The 18176-nt window shown below is 61.6% G+C and carries 15 protein-coding genes; 7 read left to right on the plus strand and 8 right to left on the minus strand.

Annotated elements, in window-relative coordinates; translation table 11 throughout:
* Positions 1–131: 131 nt before the first annotated feature.
* Entirely contained in the window at positions 132–1187 is a 1056-nt protein-coding gene (locus PI93_RS17935; RefSeq protein WP_052241117.1) for a Fe(3+) ABC transporter substrate-binding protein, read from the minus strand.
* A 504-nt stretch (positions 1188–1691) separates the two neighbouring features.
* Between PI93_RS17935 and PI93_RS17940 the strand changes: the two genes are divergently transcribed.
* The gene (locus PI93_RS17940) at positions 1692–2738 is read left to right on the plus strand and encodes a patatin-like phospholipase family protein (RefSeq protein ID WP_236105801.1); all 1047 of its coding nucleotides are present in this window, start codon (positions 1692–1694) and stop codon (positions 2736–2738) included.
* A gap of 167 nt (positions 2739–2905) precedes the next feature.
* On the opposite strand, the gene PI93_RS17945 is transcribed toward PI93_RS17940, so the two are convergent.
* The 5 genes from PI93_RS17945 to PI93_RS17965 all read right to left on the minus strand — a co-directional run bounded on the left by PI93_RS17945 (position 2906) and on the right by PI93_RS17965 (position 9644).
* Positions 2906–3604: a C40 family peptidase gene (locus tag PI93_RS17945; RefSeq protein ID WP_080759105.1), complete on the minus strand. Its 699-nt coding sequence runs from the start codon at positions 3602–3604 to the stop codon at positions 2906–2908.
* Positions 3605–3915: 311 nt separating this feature from the next.
* A complete protein-coding gene (locus tag PI93_RS17950) occupies positions 3916–5511 on the minus strand; it encodes an ABC transporter ATP-binding protein (protein WP_039368398.1) in 1596 nt (531 codons plus the stop codon).
* On the minus strand, positions 5508–6506 hold the full coding sequence (locus PI93_RS17955; RefSeq protein ID WP_236105840.1) for an ABC transporter permease: 999 nt from the start codon (positions 6504–6506) through the stop codon (positions 5508–5510). The genes PI93_RS17950 and PI93_RS17955 overlap by 4 nt, the downstream gene beginning before the upstream one ends.
* 109 nt (positions 6507–6615) lie before the next feature.
* The gene (locus PI93_RS17960) at positions 6616–7671 is read right to left on the minus strand and encodes a microcin C ABC transporter permease YejB (RefSeq protein WP_039368405.1); all 1056 of its coding nucleotides are present in this window, start codon (positions 7669–7671) and stop codon (positions 6616–6618) included.
* Positions 7672–7715: 44 nt separating this feature from the next.
* Positions 7716–9644: an extracellular solute-binding protein gene (locus PI93_RS17965; protein ID WP_144400193.1), complete on the minus strand. Its 1929-nt coding sequence runs from the start codon at positions 9642–9644 to the stop codon at positions 7716–7718.
* A 429-nt stretch (positions 9645–10073) separates the two neighbouring features.
* Here PI93_RS17965 and PI93_RS17970 point away from each other — a divergent pair, with 429 nt between their 5' ends.
* Positions 10074–10964 (plus strand): aspartyl/asparaginyl beta-hydroxylase domain-containing protein, encoded by an 891-nt coding sequence (locus tag PI93_RS17970; RefSeq protein WP_236105800.1) that lies wholly within the window; start codon positions 10074–10076, stop codon positions 10962–10964.
* Positions 10965–11032: 68 nt separating this feature from the next.
* On the opposite strand, the gene PI93_RS17975 is transcribed toward PI93_RS17970, so the two are convergent.
* Positions 11033–12259 carry an MFS transporter gene (locus tag PI93_RS17975; protein WP_158453259.1) on the minus strand — a complete coding sequence of 409 codons (1227 nt, stop codon included), beginning with the start codon at positions 12257–12259 and terminating at the stop codon, positions 11033–11035.
* A gap of 132 nt (positions 12260–12391) precedes the next feature.
* Entirely contained in the window at positions 12392–12733 is a 342-nt protein-coding gene (locus PI93_RS17980; protein ID WP_039368410.1) for an FKBP-type peptidyl-prolyl cis-trans isomerase, read from the minus strand.
* A gap of 640 nt (positions 12734–13373) precedes the next feature.
* Between PI93_RS17980 and PI93_RS17985 the strand changes: the two genes are divergently transcribed.
* From PI93_RS17985 to PI93_RS18005, 5 genes are all read left to right on the plus strand, one after another.
* Positions 13374–14402, plus strand: coding sequence for a hypothetical protein (locus PI93_RS17985; RefSeq protein ID WP_144400191.1), 1029 nt, complete (start codon positions 13374–13376; stop codon positions 14400–14402).
* Positions 14403–14435: 33 nt separating this feature from the next.
* The gene (locus tag PI93_RS17990; protein ID WP_144400190.1) at positions 14436–14885 is read left to right on the plus strand and encodes a hypothetical protein; all 450 of its coding nucleotides are present in this window, start codon (positions 14436–14438) and stop codon (positions 14883–14885) included.
* A gap of 650 nt (positions 14886–15535) precedes the next feature.
* Positions 15536–15805 carry a hypothetical protein gene (locus PI93_RS17995; RefSeq protein ID WP_039368416.1) on the plus strand — a complete coding sequence of 90 codons (270 nt, stop codon included), beginning with the start codon at positions 15536–15538 and terminating at the stop codon, positions 15803–15805.
* A gap of 120 nt (positions 15806–15925) precedes the next feature.
* Positions 15926–16984 (plus strand): site-specific integrase, encoded by a 1059-nt coding sequence (locus PI93_RS18000; protein ID WP_039368417.1) that lies wholly within the window; start codon positions 15926–15928, stop codon positions 16982–16984.
* Positions 16985–16996: 12 nt separating this feature from the next.
* Complete coding sequence (locus PI93_RS18005; RefSeq protein WP_039368420.1) at positions 16997–17893, plus strand: hypothetical protein; 897 nt, start codon at positions 16997–16999, stop codon at positions 17891–17893.
* The last annotated feature ends 283 nt before the right edge of the window (positions 17894–18176 follow it).

Here is an 18176-nt window from a genome sequence, read left to right on the forward strand (position 1 = left end):
TGGGTTTATGTCTGAGAGGCGGAAAGGGGCCCCGATCCGTCTGAGGGGAGGTGTTTATCGCCCCCCGAAGAGGCAGGGGGCAGGGAGACAGGGAAGCAGAAGACGGAAAGCAGCCGCCCCTGCCCGCCAGCTTATTTATAGCCAGCGCGATCCAGAATGCGCTGCGCTTCCGGCAGGTTCTTCGCGATCGTGCCGATCGGCACGTCTTCCGCCTTGAAGTCGCCCAGAGCGGCGAGTGCCGGATTATCGACCTTGGTCGTCGTCACTGCGGGCCACTCGTTGTTACCGTTGGCGAAGTATTGCTGAGCTTCATCGCTCGCCAGGTACTCGAGGAATTTCACGGCGTTGGCGTGGTTCGGCGCGTGCTTGGCGACACCGGCGCCCGCCACATTCACGTGGGTCCCCTTACCTGCCTGATCCGGCCAGATGAAGCCGACCTTCGACATGAGGGCCTTGTCTTCCGGCTTGTCGGAGCGTGCCATGCGCACGTAGTAGTAAGAGTTCGCCAGCGCCACACCGCACTCGCCGGTCGCAACGGCCTTGATCTGGTCGGTGTCGCCGCCGCGCGGCGCGCGGGCGAAGTTCGCCACCATGCCTTCGGCCCACTTCTGCGTCGCTTGAGCGCCTTCGCGGGCGATCAGTGCACCGACCAGCGAGAGCATGTACGGGTGCGAGCCCGAGCGCGTGCAGACCTGCCCCTTGTGCGACGGTTCCGCGAGCGATGCATACGTTTGCACCGTCTTCGGGTCGACCTTGTCCTTGTTGTAGACGATCACGCGAGCGCGTGTCGAAAAGCCGTACCAGTCCGTACCTGCCTTGGTGCTGGCAGCGTGCAGCTTGGACGGAATGCGGGTGTCGAGTGTGGCCGACTTGGTCGGCTGGAACAGCCCGGCTTCGTCGGCTTTCGCCAGACGAGCCGCGTCGACCATCAGGATGACGTCCGCCGGACTCTTTGCACCCTCGCTCTTCAGACGCTCCAGCAATGCTGCGTCATCTGCCTCAATGCGATTGATCTTGATACCGGTTTGCTTGGTGAATGTGCCGAAAAGTTGCTCGTCGGTTTGATAGTGACGTGCCGAGTACAAATTCAGCACGCCATTGGTATCCGCTTGTGCGCCGAATGCCGCCGCCATCGTCGTGCCGAGCACCGTCAGTCGCGCCAATTTACCGATCGTCTTCGCCTTCATGGGCCATTCCCCGCAGTCGTAGTTTCGTAGAGAGGAACAGCATAATGAAAAACATCCATTAACGCAAATGATTCCCATTCGCATTAGTTTCGATATTCACTATCGAAAACCGATAGGCGTTGGTGCATGGAATTTGCAGCGACGAGGCTGCGAGGCGAAGAGACGTTCGGCTCGCCGGGGCCGTCGGGCTGCCGAGCAAAAAAGCGGTGGCACCGGCGAATGACGATGCGCTGCGTGGGTTGCGGCTGATAAGACGGGCGACAGCGAGAAAGGTTCCACTGCGGGTGCCCGCACATTGATATCCCCCTCGAAAAGTGAACTGAATTACTCCCCCACCGCTCCAATCGCCGTAAAATTGCGCGTCGACGCGTGCCGGTAGCCCCCCCATCCTGATGATCAACGGCACCGCGAGCGTCAGTCCTGCCCTGCCGGAGTTTCCCCTTGTTGTCCTTGATTCGAATCTTGCGCCGTGCGCTCACACCGACCGCCGACGGCGCCCCCACTATGTCGTCTTCCGCCCTGCCCGCCCTCGCACCAACGCGACGCTGGCTTGTTACGTCCCCGCGCACTGCACTGGGCACCCTCGCCATGGCCGCTGTGCTGGCCGGATGCGCCAGCGCCCCGCGGGTCGACTCGCAGGGCAACGTCCCTGTTGCACCCACCAGCCCCGTACCGCCCGTTGCGCAGACCCCGACAGTCCCCGCCACACCAATCGCCCCGCCGAAGGTCGTGCGACCGTTGAAAATCGGCCTGGCACTCGGGGGCGGCGCAGCGCGTGGCTTCGCCCATGTGGGGGTGATCAAGGCGCTCGAAGCCCGGGGCATTCACGCCGACATCGTCGTCGGCACCAGTGCCGGCAGCGTTGTCGGCGCGATGTACGCCTCCGGGTTAAACGGCTTCCAGCTCAATCGCCTGGCCTCGACGATGGATGAAGCGTCGATCAGCGACTGGACGATGCCCTTCCGCTCGCGCGGCATGCTGCGCGGCGAGGCTTTGCAGTCCTACGTCAACAAGATTCTCAAGGATCGTCCGATCGAACAGATGCCGCGTCAGTTGGGCATCGTGGCGACCGACTTGCAGAGCGGCGCGCCGATTTTGTTCCGGCGCGGCAATACCGGACAGGCCGTGCGTGCGTCGAGCAGTGTGCCGGGCGTGTTTGAGCCCGTGCATATCGGCTCGCGCGATTACGTCGACGGTGGCCTCGTCGCCCCCGTGCCGGCCGAATATGCTCGCCAGATGGGGGCCGACTTCGTGATTGCGGTCGACATCTCCGCCAACCCGACGGCGCAAGCCACGCAGGGCCAGTTCGACATCCTCATGCAGACGTTCACGATCATGGGACAGTCGATCAAGCAGTACGAGCTGGAGAAGAATGCCGACGTCGTGATTCGTCCGTCGCTGGCAAAGATGGCCGCTTCCGACTTTCAGGGCCGCAACCGGGCCATTCTGGCCGGTGAGGAGGCCGTTGCGAAGCTGTGGCCGGAGATCCAGCGCAAGCTCGCCGAAGCGCAGACGGACGCCACGCGCGGCATGCCCCAGGCGTCGCGCTGAAGCATTGCCCAACACCTTCGCCTGCCAGACCACGCGCGCGGTCCCGGTAGGCGGGGCACCCCATACGGCGTCATTGTTGACGAACGGACGCCGCAAAAGAGAAAGCCGCCCATGGTGGGCGGCTTTCTCTTTGCACCGAGGCCCGCTACGTCGGCGAGCCTCGCCACTTACATCGGATGGTCGTTCTTGAAGAGTTGCTCAACGCGCGTGAGTTCGGCGCTGGCCTTGAGCGTTTCGACGCGGCGCGCGCCGTTGTAACGAGCCGACCAGTACGACCCATTCAGTTCTTCCACGCGAATCTTGCCGCCCGTGGCCGGCGCGTGCACGAACTTGTCGCCACCAATATAGATACCGACGTGCGAGAAGCTGCGACGCATCGTATTGAAGAACACGAGATCGCCCGGCTTCAGATCGGTCTTGGCAATACGCTCGCCCACCTGGCTCATTTCTTCCGAGCGGCGCGGCAGCATGAAATTGAGCGTGTCCTGGAACACATAGCGCACGAAGCCGCTGCAATCCAGACCGCTATCCGGCGTGTTGCCACCGTACTTGTAGCGCACGCCGATGTAGTTCAGCGCGCCAAGTACGACGTCCGACGCCTTGTCGGTAACGTTCGAGAGCAACTTCTGCGCACGTTGCACGTGCGACTCTTCGACCGCCACTGGCGCAACGTCGGAAACGTTGGCCGTCGTTGCATTCTGGGAAGCGTTTTTGGCCTGAATGGCGGCGGCGGCGGCCCGGGCAGCGGGGCTCGGGCCATTGTTGTAATCGTCAGCCTTCGCCGTCAACGAGGCGGTGACGAGGCCTGCGGCAGTGAACGCGAGAAGGAGTGTCTTGCGGGTGCGCGAAGGGGTCGTCGTCTGCATTGGTCGCCGGGTTGAGTGAGTCGGATGGCCGATGAGTAGCTCGTCAGATGCAACAGGATGCTGCCGTGTCGAACACCGTCGAGTCACGCCCGGCTAACCCCACCACCGAACTTGTCGTCTGAACTGACCTGTTAACTCGTTGAATATTCAACTTAATTGGTACGCGATAGTAATGTGAACGTCACATGATGTCAAAAGGTAATAGAAAAAAACAATCAGCACAATCAGAAAATTTTCATTAACAATCAAGCCTCTGCGATTTAGCCGACGTTCCGCGACGTTATGTGACGTTTCACGGCCCTGTCACGCCCCTATAACATGGCCGCCGCGACCAATTCTCGGGTGTACTCGTTTTGCGGATCAAAAAATACCGATTCCGTATCGCCTTGCTCCACGAGATGCCCGTCCTTGAACACCAGAACCCGGTGCGCCATGGCCCGCATGACCGCCAGATCGTGACTGATGAAGAGGTAGCTCAGGTTGTATTTGATCTGCAATTGCGCCAGCAGATGGAGCACCTGCTGCTGAATCGAGACGTCGAGCGCGCTGGTCGGCTCATCGAGCACAAGGATCTGCGGATCGACGACAAGGGCGCGCGCAATCGCGATCCGCTGGCGCTGACCGCCCGAGAACTCATGCGGATAGCGTGACATGGCGCGCGCATCGATCCCGACCTCGCGCAACATGTCCGCCACGCGGGTGCGCCGCTCGTTCTCCGTCTGCTTCGGACGGTGAAGGGCCAGTCCCTCCCCCACGATCTCCTCGACGGTCATGCGCGGCGAGAGCGACCCGAAGGGATCCTGGAATACGATCTGCATGCGTGAGCGCAGCACCCGTTGCGCCGTCCCGCGATAGGACGAAAGCGGCTCGCCCTGAAACTCGATCTGTCCGGCGCTGGCGCGCTGAAGCCCGAGCAACGCCATGGCGAGCGTCGACTTGCCGGAGCCCGACTCCCCTACCACGCCAAGCGTCTCGCCCTGACGCAACGCCAGATCGACCGGATGCACCGCCCGGAAGCGCCCGCGCCGGAACCAGCCGCGTATGCCCGGCTGCGCCGTCGGATAATCCACCGTAACGCCGCGCGCTTCGAGCAACACCGGGGCAATCGGCAGCACCGGATGAATCTCGCGTTGCGGGCGGCTATCGATGAGCTTCCGCGTATACGGATGCTGCGGATTCTCGAAGAGCGTCTCGGTGTCGGCACACTCCACGAGCACGCCCTTCTCCATCACGGCCACGCGTTGCGCAAACCGCCGCACCAGATTCAGGTCGTGCGTGATGAGCAGCACCGCCATCCCGCGCTTCTCGGCGGCGTCGCGCTGCAATTCGAGCAGCAGCTCAATGATCTGTGCGCGAATGGTCACGTCGAGTGCCGTCGTCGGCTCGTCCGCCAGGAGCAACTTGGGACGGCAGGCGAGCGCCATCGCAATCATGGCGCGCTGACGCTGACCGCCGGACAACTCATGCGGGAAATGCGACACGCGGCGTTCCGGCTCGGGAATGCCCGTGCGGCGCAGCAACGCCACCGCGCGCGTCTTGGCCTCGCGGGAAGACAGTCCCTCGTGCAACTCGAGCGCCTCGGCAATCTGCTCACCAATCGGATAGAGCGGATTGAGCGCGGTCATCGGCTCCTGAAAAATCATGGCGACGTCGTTGCCGCGCACGCCTCGCATGGCACGCTCGCTCAGCGACGCCAGGTCAACGCCGTCGAGCATGACGCGCCCCTGAATCTGCGCATCCTGTAACAGACGCAGGATAGCCAGCGCCGTCACGCTCTTGCCCGAGCCCGACTCGCCGACCAGCGCAACGCGCTCGCCGCGCTCGATGGCGAGGCTCACGTCCTTCACCGCGTCGGTATCGCCGAAACGCACCGACAGATTTTCGATACTGAGAAGCGGTGCGCTCACATCGCCCCCCCGGCCGCAGCCTGCTTGTCCGCGACACGTGTGTCGAGCGCATTGCGCAAGGCGTCTCCCATGAACGTGAGCAACAACAGCGTCAGTACCAGCACGACGAACGTGGCCAGCGAAATCCACCAGGCGTCGAGATTCGCCTTCCCCTGATTCAGGAGTTCGCCAAGACTTGGCGTGGGCGGCGGCACACCGAGTCCGAGGAAGTCGAGACTCGTGAGCGCCAGAATCGCCCCGCTCATGCGAAACGGCAAGAAGGTAATGACAGGCGTCATGCTGTTGGGCAACACGTGGCGGCGAATGATCTGCCAGTTCGAAAGCCCCATCGCCCGCGCCGCACGCACGTAATCGAGTTGACGATTACGCAGAAACTCGGCTCGCACGTAGTCGGACAAACCGATCCAACCGAACAACGAGAGCAACACAAAGAGTAGCCACAGATGCGGCTCGAAGATCGACGCGAAAATAATGAGCAGATACAGCTCGGGCAACGATCCCCAGATTTCGATCAGGCGTTGCAGCGTCAGGTCGATACGCCCGCCATAAAAACCTTGCACCGCGCCGGCCAGCACGCCAAGCAAGGTGCCGGAGACGGTCAGCGCCAGCGCGAAGATCACAGAGAGCCGGAACCCGTAAAGCAGACGCGAGAACACATCGCGCCCGCGATCGTCCGTCCCCAGCCAGTTCTCCGACGACGGCGGCGCCGGATTGGGCACCGTCGCAAAGTAGTTGATGGTGTCGTAGCGATAGCGCACCGGCGGATAAATCGCGAAGTTATCGCCCGCGCGAATCCGGTCCTCGATGAACGGATCGAGGTAATCGGTCGGCGTGGGAAAGTCGCCGCCGAAGGTCGATTCGGGATACGTCTTCACGAGCGGGAAATACCATTGCCCCTCGTAGCGAACGACCCACGGCTTGTCGTTGGCGATCACCTCGGCAAAGAGGCTGATGCCGAACAGCACCACGAATGCGACAAGGCTCCAATAGCCCATGCGGTGGCTACGAAAGCGCCGCCAGACACGCCAGCGCGGCGAGCGCGATGGCGAAGACGACGAGGCGAACGACGACGGGCGTGGCGATGGCGTGGCGGATCGGGTCACGTCAGTGCTCCAGTCGATCGAATTGAATGCGTGGGTCGACCAGCACGTAGCACAGGTCGGAGATGAGCTTGGTCAGCAAGCCGATGAGAGTGAACAGATACAGCGAGCCGAGCACGACCGGATAGTCGCGACGCTGCACCGATTCATACGACAGACGGCCCAGACCGTCGAGCGAGAACAGTGTCTCGATCAGCAGACTTCCCGCGAAGAATGCCCCGATGAAGGCTGCCGGAAAGCCGGTAATCAGCGGAATCAGCGCGTTGCGAAAGACATGCTTGAACAGCACCTTGCGCTCCGAGAGCCCCTTGGCGCGCGCCGTCAGCACATACTGCCGGCGAATTTCGTCGAGGAACGCGTTCTTCGTGAGCATGGTGATCACCGCGAAACTACCGACGACCGACGCCGTCACCGGCAGCGTGATGTGCCAGAGGTAATCGGTGATCTTCGCCGGCCACGACAGATCGCTCCAGTTATCGGAGACGAGCTCGCGCAACGGAAACAACTGCCAGAACGTACCGCCGCCGAAAAGCACCAGCAGCAACACGCCGAGCACGAAGCCGGGGATGGCATAGCCCACGAGTACGACCAGACTCGTGAGCGTATCGAACCGGGAACCGTTGCGCACCGCCTTGGCGATGCCCAACGGCACCGATATCAGATACGTGAGGAAAAACGTCCAGAGGCCAAGAGAAATCGACACCGGCAGCTTCGAGACGATCAGCGACCACACGCTCTGATGCCGGAAGTAACTCTCGCCGAGGTCGAATTTCGCGAAGCGTTTAAGCATCAGCCAGTAACGCTCTCCCGGTGTCTTGTCGAAACCGTAGAGGGCCTTGATTTGCGCAAGCTGCTGGGCGTCGATGCCACGCCGTCCACGGTAGTCGCTACCGCCCCCGCCGCCGCTCGCCTCACCGCCACCGGCGCGCCCCTTGAGTTCGAGCATCACCTGCTCGACCGGGCCGCCCGGCACGAATTGAATGACAACGAACGTCAGTGTGATCACACCGAGCAACGTCGGAATCATGATCAGCAGGCGTTTGAGTATGTAGGACCACATGGTTGGGGGACAGCTCCTGTCGGTGCCTGACGCTCAGTGAAAATCTATCGGGACGCAGCGGATGCGGCGGATGCCGGGGATGCCGACGACGGGGGCACCTCGGGCGTCGCCGCCTTGCCCTGCCCCACACGCGAGTCCCACCACATCGACACGAGCCAGCCTTCCGCCGTGTAGTAGAGCGGCAATTTTTCCGGGAAACGCAGATATCGCTGGTACGCCATGCGATGCGTCGACGAGAACCAGTGCGGCACGATGTAATAGCCGTGCATCAGCACGCGGTCGAGTGCCCGCGCCGAAGCGACCAGGTCTTCATAGGTATGCGCGCGCACCAGCGACGCCAGAAGCGAGTCGACCGCAGGGTCTTTCAGGCCGATCACGTTATCCGAGCCGTCCACATTGGCCGACTGACTGCCGAAGCGGTCAATCAATTCGGTGCCGGGAATTTGCGAATCCGGGTAGCGCAGCGAAATCATGTCGAAGTCGAACGTCTCGATACGTTTCTGATACAACGCGAAGTCACTCGTGCGGAAGTTCAGCGTAATGCCGAGCTTCGCTAGATTGCGCGCGTAGGCAGACGCCACCGGCCCCATCGAACCGCCGTCGTCGAGAAACTCGAACACGAACGGCTCGCCCTTCGCGTTACGCAACGCGCCATCGCGATAGGTCCAGCCAGCCTGCGCCAGCAGTTCCCGAGCCTTGCGCAGGTTCTCGCGCAGGCTCTCGGGCGGCGTGGTCGTCGGCTGCACGACCATCGGCCCCAACACGGCCGGATCGAGCTTGCTGCGCAACGGCTCGAGCAGCTTCAGCTCTGCCGCGCTCGGCATGCCACGCGCCGCGAGATCGCCGTTGGTGAAGTAGCTGTAGATGCGCTGATACTGGTTGTAGAACAGTTGCCGGTTGAGCCACTGGTAGTCGAGCGCGAGATCGAGCGCGTGTCGCACGCGCACGTCGCGGAACATATCGCGCCGCACGTTCAGGATGAAGCCCTGCATGCCGGCCGCATTGTGATGCGCGAACTCGCGCTTGAGGAGTTCGCCGTCGCGAAAACGCTTGCCCACATAGCTGCGCACCCAGCTTCGGGCGCGGTACTCGGTAATCGCATCGAACTCGCCCGCCTTGAAACCTTCGAGCCGCACGATGTCGTCGGAGTACAGCTTGTAGACGATACGATCGAAGTTATACGTACCGCGCCGCACCGGGAGGTCGCGCCCCCAGTACTTCGGATCGCGGCGGAAGGTGATACGCCGCCCGCCGTCGTAAGACTCGATCAGATACGGGCCGCTCGCCACCGGCGTCTCGAACGTCAGCGCGTCGAAGGCCTTGCGTTTGCCGTCGGCGCCCACCCCCCATTTGGGCGAGAACACCGGCACCGTTGCCACGAGCAACGGCAGGTCGGGACTCACGCGACGAAAGTCGAAACGCACGCGACGACTGTCGAGCACCGTCACGCCCTTCACGTCGGAGAGCATGACCTTGAAACCCGGCGCCGCCTGCGGACTCATCAGCGCATCGAAGGAATACTTGACGTCCTGCGCCGTCACCGGATCGCCGTTGTTGAATCGAGCCGCAGAACGGAGATGAAACGTGACCGAGGCGCCGTCGGCAGCCACGGCAATGTCGTCAGCGAGCAGACCATAGACGGTCGCCGGCTCGTCGGCGCTGCCGATGCCAAGCGTCTCGAACATGAGGCCGGCCACGCCTGGCGGCGATGTGCCACGCAGCGTGAAGGGGTTGAACTTGTCGAAGCTGGTACGGCGATCGGGGTTCGCCAAGGTCAGCGTGCCGCCGCGCGGCGCGTCCGGATTGACGTAATCGAAGTGCGTGAACCCCTCCGGGTACTTCGGCTCACCGTATTGCGCGATGGCGTACTTGGCATGCGCCGTGGGCGCCAGCACGAGCCCCGTCGCAAGGAACGGAACGATCGTCAGGGCGCGTAACAAGGCGCGGCAGAGGCTAGGGTGACGGAGATGCACAGCCCCAGCGGCATCACCAACGCGCGCGCCACGAACCCGGGAAGCCGCGAACGATGCCGCAGTGGAGCATGGCGTAGTCAAACGAGCGCGCGACGTCGGAATTGCGAAAGAAGCCAGAGAAGACACGAAACCACGAAGCGAGACCCGCGTGGTGTGTGGATGCCGTGTTGTGCGCGCTTTCATGCGTCTCCTGTATTGGTCGGCGCGAGCGCCTGACTGCCAGGGCCCGGACGCATCCAGCCCCTCCCCTTCGTCTGACCGCGACATCTGGTAACGTCTCGTAACCACGCCGTCACGCACATTTCCCGCATGAGGCTTGGCGGCACGGCCGGACCGCGCGACAATTGTACCCAAAAGCCCGGCGTTCACCGCACTGAAAGACACATGCCCGCCGGCCCGGTTCCCTCATTCCCGCCCTGGAGGCCGACGTTGAGTGCTACACGATCGCCCGTGCAGAACCCCAACCGTACTCTTCCCCGCTGGCTCGCCAAATTTTTCTTTCAGTGTGTTGAAGCCGCGCAACGTCGCATTGCCCGTAGCTCACTGGTTGGCGACAAGCCCATCTTCGATAACGCTCAGTTCCCCTGGGTCGATGCCCTCGAAGCGCAGGCGCCCGCGATCGCGAAGGAACTCGAAGCGGTGCTGGCCAACCCAGGGCGTCTGCCTGCGTTTCACGAGATCTCGCCCGACGTCGCCACGATCACGCAGGATCATCAATGGCAGACCTTCGTGTTTCTCGGCTATGGCATGCGCGCCGAGCGAAATCTTGCGCGATGTCCGGCCACGGCGCTCGCGCTCGAAGGCATTCCCGGACTGCGCACGGCCTTCTTCTCCATCCTCTCGCCCGGCAAACAGATCCCGTTGCATCGCGGCCCCTACAACGGGGTACTGCGCCTGCACCTCGCATTGAAGGTGCCGCAACAGCGTGAGCACTGCTGGATCGAAGTCGATGGCCAGCACTATGTCTGGCAGGCGAATCGTGCAGTGATCTTCGACGACGCATATCCGCATCAGGTGCACAACGATACCGACGAGACCCGTGTCGTGCTGTTCGTCGACTTCGAACGCCCTTGCAAAGCGCCCGTGTCCTGGCTCAACAAACTGCTGCTGGCCTTCGCCCCGCTCACCCCCGAGTTGCAGCAGGCCAAAGCCAATCACGAGAAGTGGGAACGCGACTACTACGCCACGCCCGCCGCGACCCCACCGCATGCCACCGACACCCCGGCGGCAAATGCGCCGGATGCCAACCCGGCACTGCATGCCGAGCATGCCGATGCGCATCGCCGGGAAGCCGTCACCGACGAGCGCGCACACGGTTGAGCCCCAGCCCATAAAAAAACGCCAGCGAATGTTCCGCTGGCGTTTTTCATTGTTGGCCCTGCCGACGATTAGCGTCCCGGTTGTGCAAGGGCATCCTGCGCGGGCGGCGGCACGAAGTTCGCGGCCAGCACAGCGACAAGTGCCGCAGCGATCATGGCGCCGATGCCGAGCGCCGCATCCCCGAAGTGGAGATACGCCACCTTCATCGCCTCGATCACGGCCACGGCGACCACGATGGTGATCATGCTGAGCATGCCCGCCACCGTCGCGCGATTGGGGCTGTCTACCGCGAACAGCGACTGTCGATAGACGACCCCGTAGCACATGCCCATCCCGAACGCGTGCAACGACGTGCCCACAAGCAACGCCGGATACCCCGGCGCCAGAATCGCCGTACCGATCAGCGATACCGCCGCACCGATCAGCATGGCGGCGACACCCGTCGCGAGCAGCCGGCCGTTGGACCAGCGACCGACCTGACGCGCAAGCAACACGTTGCCGAGAATCAACGCCGCGAACACTGGCACTTGCAGCATGGCGTATTGCATCTGCGACAGGCCGGCACGCTCGATCAGGAACACGGGGCCGAGTGCAATCCACGTGAGCAGCGGCGTCACGGCAATGCCCGTCAGCACGGCACCACGCCAGAAGCGTGCGCTCGACAGCGGCAGCTTGTAGCCCGCCCAGAGTTGCTTCGCGTTCAACGCGCTACGGTCATGACGCGAGAGTTCCGGCATGGTGCGATACAGCCCGATGAACGAGAACACGGCCACGAGCGCGATCAACCAGAAGATGCTGCGCCACGGCCAGTACGAGACCACCGCAGCGCCAGCCAGCGGGCCGAACAACGGCGAGAGCAACGAAACGTTTGCCATGAGCGCCATGACGCGAACCGCCGTCTTCTCTTCGAAGGCTTCGTGCACCGTCGGATAGCCAACCGTCAGCACGAAACAGCAGCCCATGCCCTGGAGGAAGCGCAACACGATGAATTGCGGCATCGTCTGCACGTAATGCATCGCCAGACACGCCACGACGAACATCGCGAGGCCGGAGAGCAGCACGCGACGGCGTCCGAAACGATCGGCCAGCGGACCGAGCAGCCATTGCAGACTGGCGTTGCCGAGCATGGCAGCGGTGAGCGCGAGCGTGGTCATGTCCGCCGACGCACCGAACTCGCGTGTCACGAGCGGCATGCCGGGCATGATCATGTCGTTCGAGATGTAGACGGCAAACTCGAAGAGCACAAGCGAGAAGGGAAACCAGAATCTGGAAACCGATGTTACTGAGTGAGACACCTCGTAAAGGCTCCTTTGTGAAGTCAGCGCTCGTGACGATGACCCACGGAAAAGACAACACCCCCGGTGCCTGCGAGGCACCGGGGGTGTCTGTGGTATCGACGTTGCCGTTGCGTTACGGCATTCGATCGTTCAGACGTCCAACAGTTCGACCTCGAAGACCAGCGTCGCGTTGGGCGGAATCACGCCGCCGGCGCCGCGTGCGCCGTAGCCCAGTTCGGGCGGAATGACCAGCTTGCGCTTGCCGCCGACCTTCATGCCGGCAACCCCTTCGTCCCAACCGCGAATGACCATGCCGCCGCCGAGCACGAAGGCGAACGGGTCGTTACGGTCTTTGCTGGAATCGAATTTCTTGCCGTCGGTCAGCCAACCCGTGTAGTGAACGGTGACGGTTTTGCCCGGCGTGGCTTCGGTGCCGTCGCCCACTTGCAAATCGTCGTACTGCAGGCCGGAATCGGTGGTGATGATCGACATCGTTGTCCTCGCTCGAAGAAGAGATGGTATCGACGCGCGAGGTATCGCCAACGCGCGAACTCGGGAAAGAAAAAACCCCCGGCTCTCCGCGAAGAGCCGGGGGTGTTCCGCCAAGGCGACTTGGCGGAGACGGAGGGAGGCGTCCACCTAAAGATAATTTCGTTAAAAATCAATGTGTTACGTTAACGTCCGATGGCCGTTTTGTACCTAGCTTGGCACGGATTGTACTTCGTCATTGGGAGGCCGGCAAAGCAGCACTCCCATCCGTGGGCGCTCTCAAGCCTCATCGGGACGCTACCGTCTCAGCTTGCAGGGATTCACCGCCCCCATGTACAAGACCGCCGCGAATGTTCGTCATGGGGAAGGCCGAGCCATAGGCACGCCCTCCCCCATGCCTACAGCGTAGCCATCACCACGGCGTCAAGGCCGGGCGGCTCCGCCGTCGCTGCGCGAACCTTGACCCCGGATGCGTTAGCGGTAAGTCCCGCAGTCGTCCGAGCCGAATATTTCTCATACAGACCCTAAATAATTTTGTCCCGCTGCCGTTAACTCCGGTGGTCGCTTATCGTGACCACAGAGACCCTTATTTGTCCCGGAAATAGGTTACCGCCACGAAATTTTCAGTTAATTGAAATTAAATATGAAGATATCGAATTTTATTGCGCTTGCTGTTTTGGCGGTTAGCCATCAATCGTATGCACAAGACATTCGAGACCAGATGGACATCAAAACTGGACGTGCGACGCTGGTAATACCCAATGCGCAACCTGACCAAGCCGCCGAAAAAATAAAAGAAGCGATTAGCCAATTTGCCATTCCAATAAATATCAATTTCAACTCAACTTCGTCAACCCTCCCCGCAAGACCGGGTTCGCCGGTAGAACGAAAGGTTGTTATTCAGGGAACCCCTGCGACGGATTATACATGCCCAGGCTCCTATGCTGAAATTGTGAAAAGCCCCGCGCCTGTAAAAAATGTATTTTACTACAACCGCGAAGCATTGCGGGCATGTCTATATGCCTTTCAAGGCGGCGTAAAGGTTGAAATGATTTTCCACAGAATGAAGAAAACCGAATCGCTGACGTCCGGGATATTCAATGGAATCACGAAGGCTATCCAGGGAAGTGACGAAGACCGCATCTCCGCACAATTGAAAACCAATATTGACAAGATAAAGGAAGCGTTTCCATCGACCTTGATTGCCAGTATCCAAGTGCCCGGACTTCCCGCCGAAGAACCTGACAAGGACGCTGCGGCACAATTGATTCCGCCTTTGGCCGAATCCGAAGCGACACTTCCAGCTGCACAGAACACCCATGCTGTAGCCGCGGCTTCGTCTGCGTCGTCCCAATCGGCCGCCCAGCAGCAACAAAGCAATGGTGTTGACCTCTCTTTCGTCGGCGCGCGAAAGGAACTGGCGGCAATGGGGTTCAAGTTTTACGACCAGGACCAATTCGTTGATGCAGCGCGTCGTAACGATTTATTGACAGTCCGACTTTTTCTCGCGGCTGGAGGGATTCATCCAAGCGCTCCTGATAGTAAGGGTTCAACGGCGTTAGATTTTTCGAATGGCAATATGGAAATGAAAATGATTTTGACCGCCTTTGTTGAAGCGGACAAGCAAGGTCAATATCCAGGGAAGATTAGCGAAATGGTTTTTTCAAAATAGAATCTAGAATCGCAAAAGATGGAGTTGCCAGAAATGGACGAGCCATTGTATTACTCATCGGCAAAGTATCGAGCAAGACCGGGATTTTTAATAACGAACTTAGAAGCCATGAAAAAATCAGCTATTGCAGGGGCCTTACTTATTCTCATGCCCGTGATTTCTCACGGACAAAGCATGGACGCGGCTGAAATCAGGAAGTTAAATCATGACCAGAGCGTCAGAGCCGAGCAAGAGTATTTGCAGAAAAAACGAAAAGAGGAAGCCAAAAATATTGCAGCCATGGCACAGCTCCCCCGAGGTTCCGAGGACTCATGCAAGAGAGACAAGCAGGCGCATATTTCCGGGCCGGATTACTCCACCCTTAACTGTCAATTGGGCGGAATAGTAGAATTGGATGATTTAAGAAATGCCGGGTGGATTGTCGTTAATAAAATGGAAGGCCAATATGGGTTCGAGGATTACCTTATCAGAAAAGCACGATAAATAATCGCGGCCTACAATCGGCGCACTCACAAATCTAGTGTGCCGATTCACGAATCATCCTCCCCTCACGGACATATACTCATCTGTCACACGTCGGCCGAGCACGAGCCGCCCGACGCAGTACCGCCCCGGCCATTGACGGGTTTCGGTGGTGACCGCCTTACTGGTCGGCTAAAAATACACGGCAGCGGTAAGGGGATACCGGTTTCTGTGGGGGCAGAGTTGAGACAACCGGCACGCGGGCGACGATAGCGCGTGACTCGAATGACTGTCTGAATCATCCGCGCGTACGGATGGTGGAAGGCTCCCGGCGCACCATGCCGGGGGCTTTGCTATTTCTAAGCGAAGATATATATAAGATATCAAAGCGAAGAAATATACCTTAAAACAGCATATTTATGCTTAAGCATAGAATAGGCTATTCCCGATATATGTTTGCGAAGAAATAGCCCGGAATAGCCGATATATGTTTAATCGAGAAAATTTCTCTCCTGGTCCAGCGAATATTTTTTATGACCGCTGCGCGGCCAGCAACCAGGGCGGCCGATGGCCGCTCGCGCCCGATGCACCGCCCAAGTCTTATCGCCAGCGGGCATCTTTTCCCGAAATCGGCGCTATACGCATTATCGAAACCTGATTCCGCGTGTGCAATGCGCCACCCCTTCGCATCCTTTCTTTTGCCCTACGCCGTCATGGCCGCGCTGGTCGCGGCCTGCGGCGTCACGCTTGAGCTTCACGCCCCGGCTCTCGTGTCTATCCTGGACGACCTGCTGACCGGGCATATGATGCTGTTCGGGGCCTGGCTGAGCTTGGCAGCGGCAGGCGTCGATTACGTGCTCGTCACGCTGCATCGTAAGCTGCGCATGGGCGAGGTCGGCGCGAAATCGTCCGCGCAGCTTCACCTTTCCGGGAGGCGGTAATGCGCGGACGTACTGAACGCAAGCAGCCGGTTCGCGCGCACGAGCAGCGGACCGGAGACAGGCAGCCACCCGCCATCAGCGAAGCCGTGGCGCGCATCATGAAAGCCCTTGGAATTCGCAATGGCGACCGTACCGAACAGCCGAAACGTTGACCGGTTCGACTCGGTCCGAATCACGCCGCACCGGGCACCCGGCGGGCACGAGCGCCTTCGGCTGGCCGAGCGCGTCACAGCGCTGCGCGAGCGGCTGGAAGCGCGAGCCGACGCGCGCTCGGCAGCACAATTGCAGGCCGACGTGCGGGAAGCGCGCGGCTTCGTGCGGGGCTTCGACTCGCGCGCCGTGTCGGACCGCACGGCAGACCGATATGGCCGAGTCGTCGCGCGGATGCGGGCGGCAGGCGAGCGGCCCGAGGATGCCGCCGGGAGCAAGAACACATTCGAGTACCGTCGCGCCGCGCTCGTGCATGTCACGCGCGCCGAAGTCAAAAGTGCGTTGCGCGACCTCGACCGGGCCAAGCGCTCGAAAGACCTGGACCGTGCCGCCGAAGCGTACAACCGGGTCCGTACCGGGCTCGAAACGCTGCGGCGCTATCCACCGACCACCGGGAACCGCGAAGCCGACCGGATGCGGCGCAGCGCGTACAACGGGCCATCGCGCGCTGCCCCCGACCGCAGCAACGGCAAACGGGCTTCGTTGTCCGGCTTGCCGGACGACTGGCGCGATGCCGTGCAGCGCGCAGCACCGGACCGGGACCGCGCCGCGTTCGCCGTCATGGCGCTGACCGGCGCGCGCCCTGCCGAAGTCAGGGGAACCAAGGTTCGACAGCACGGCGATGCGGTCACGCTCACCATCCAAGGCGCGAAGGTAGACGATGCACGGGGTATCGACGTGCGCACGCTGACCTTCACGCGCGATGAACTCGCGGATACCCAGGCGGGCCGTGACTTGGCGGAATGGCTCGGGGCGCGTGAGCAGCGCACCGTCACGCATACCGGCTCCGTCGAAGCATTCCGTGAGCGCGTGGGTCGCGCGGCGGACCGTGCTGGCTTGCCGCAGGTGTCGGCTTACACGTACCGTCATGCCGCCGCACGCGACATGAAGAACGAGGGCGTTTCGCGCGAAGCTATTGCGGAACGCTTGGGACATCGTAGCGAACGCTCGCAGAGCGTCTACGGCTGATAGGGGCAGGCGATGAGCTTGTGGGCGTTCGACCAATTGATTGTCAAGATGCTGCGCGCGGCGGGCTATAACGAACGCGCGGATGCCGTGGCGCGCTCCGCATCCGAGGATAGCGGCGCATCGCGTCCAGCGCACTACGAAGCACCGGACGATGACGGGCCGAGTACTGCACCGCTTCATCAGCCCGGCGCAGCTATCGCGGATAGCGATACTGAATCCGCGCGCGCCGCGCATGCGGCATCCGCCGCGCCAGGCCACGGCGCAGCAGGCAGCGACACCGCCGGAGCCGAGCCGCACGCGACAGATAGCGTAGCCGCTTCTCCTGGTCAGCCTGCGGCGTCAGCCGCTGAAGTCACGCACGCCGGAGACAGTCCAAGTGCCAGCGGACATGCTGGCACGTCGCACGGTGCAACATCCGACGCGCCGACCGAATCGCCCGGTCCGGCGACTCGCCCCGCGCCGGGCCACATGCACGAAGCGACGCCCGAGGCAGCGTGTAGCGAACCCGCTATCAACACGAGCGACCCGCTTTCCGGTTTGTATTCGTCACGACTGCGCGACTCGCTCGCGCGCGAAGCGTTTGGTTCAGCGTCAGGCGTGGCGCAAGATTCCGCGATTGTCGCGCAAGCCGATAGCTTTGCCAGCCGCTTTCAGGCACGCGCGCAACGCTTCGGGCCGGACGCCGTCCCCGTCGATATTTCTCCCGCCGCGCAGGCATCGCGCATCGCCGCGCTGAACGGCGAGATTCCGCCCTTTGCGCGCGGCAATCCAGCGCTCGACCCGGCAATGATGCGAGCGTCCGACCAGGCGCGCGCACAATCGCCCGTCGAGTCGCCTGCTCGGTCGTCTTCGCAGTCTCCCGTGAAGTCGCCAGCCCTATCGCCCGGCAGTCGCGCTTACGAGCGATAGTCAGTCTCCCTTCGGTCGCCTGACGGGCTGCCGCTGACGCGGCCCGGCGCGCGCACTCCGTGCGCTGCTGCGCCGTCGCCCAGGAGCCCGCACGCGGGCTCCGCCTTGTCCCCTGTCTGCCTTTGGCATCCAGCCGACAAGGCATTGTCACAGCGCGGATTCTCGCGGCTCCGGCTCACGACAGTGGCCCGCGTTCCGACCCATGCAAAACCCATCGTGGCACGCGGTCATGAGGGCCTGACAGCACTATACGAAGGAGTAACGCCTTCGCGCGTGTATCAGG

Source organism: Pandoraea fibrosis, from assembly GCF_000807775.2.
Taxonomy (GTDB): Bacteria; Pseudomonadota; Gammaproteobacteria; order Burkholderiales; family Burkholderiaceae; genus Pandoraea; species Pandoraea fibrosis.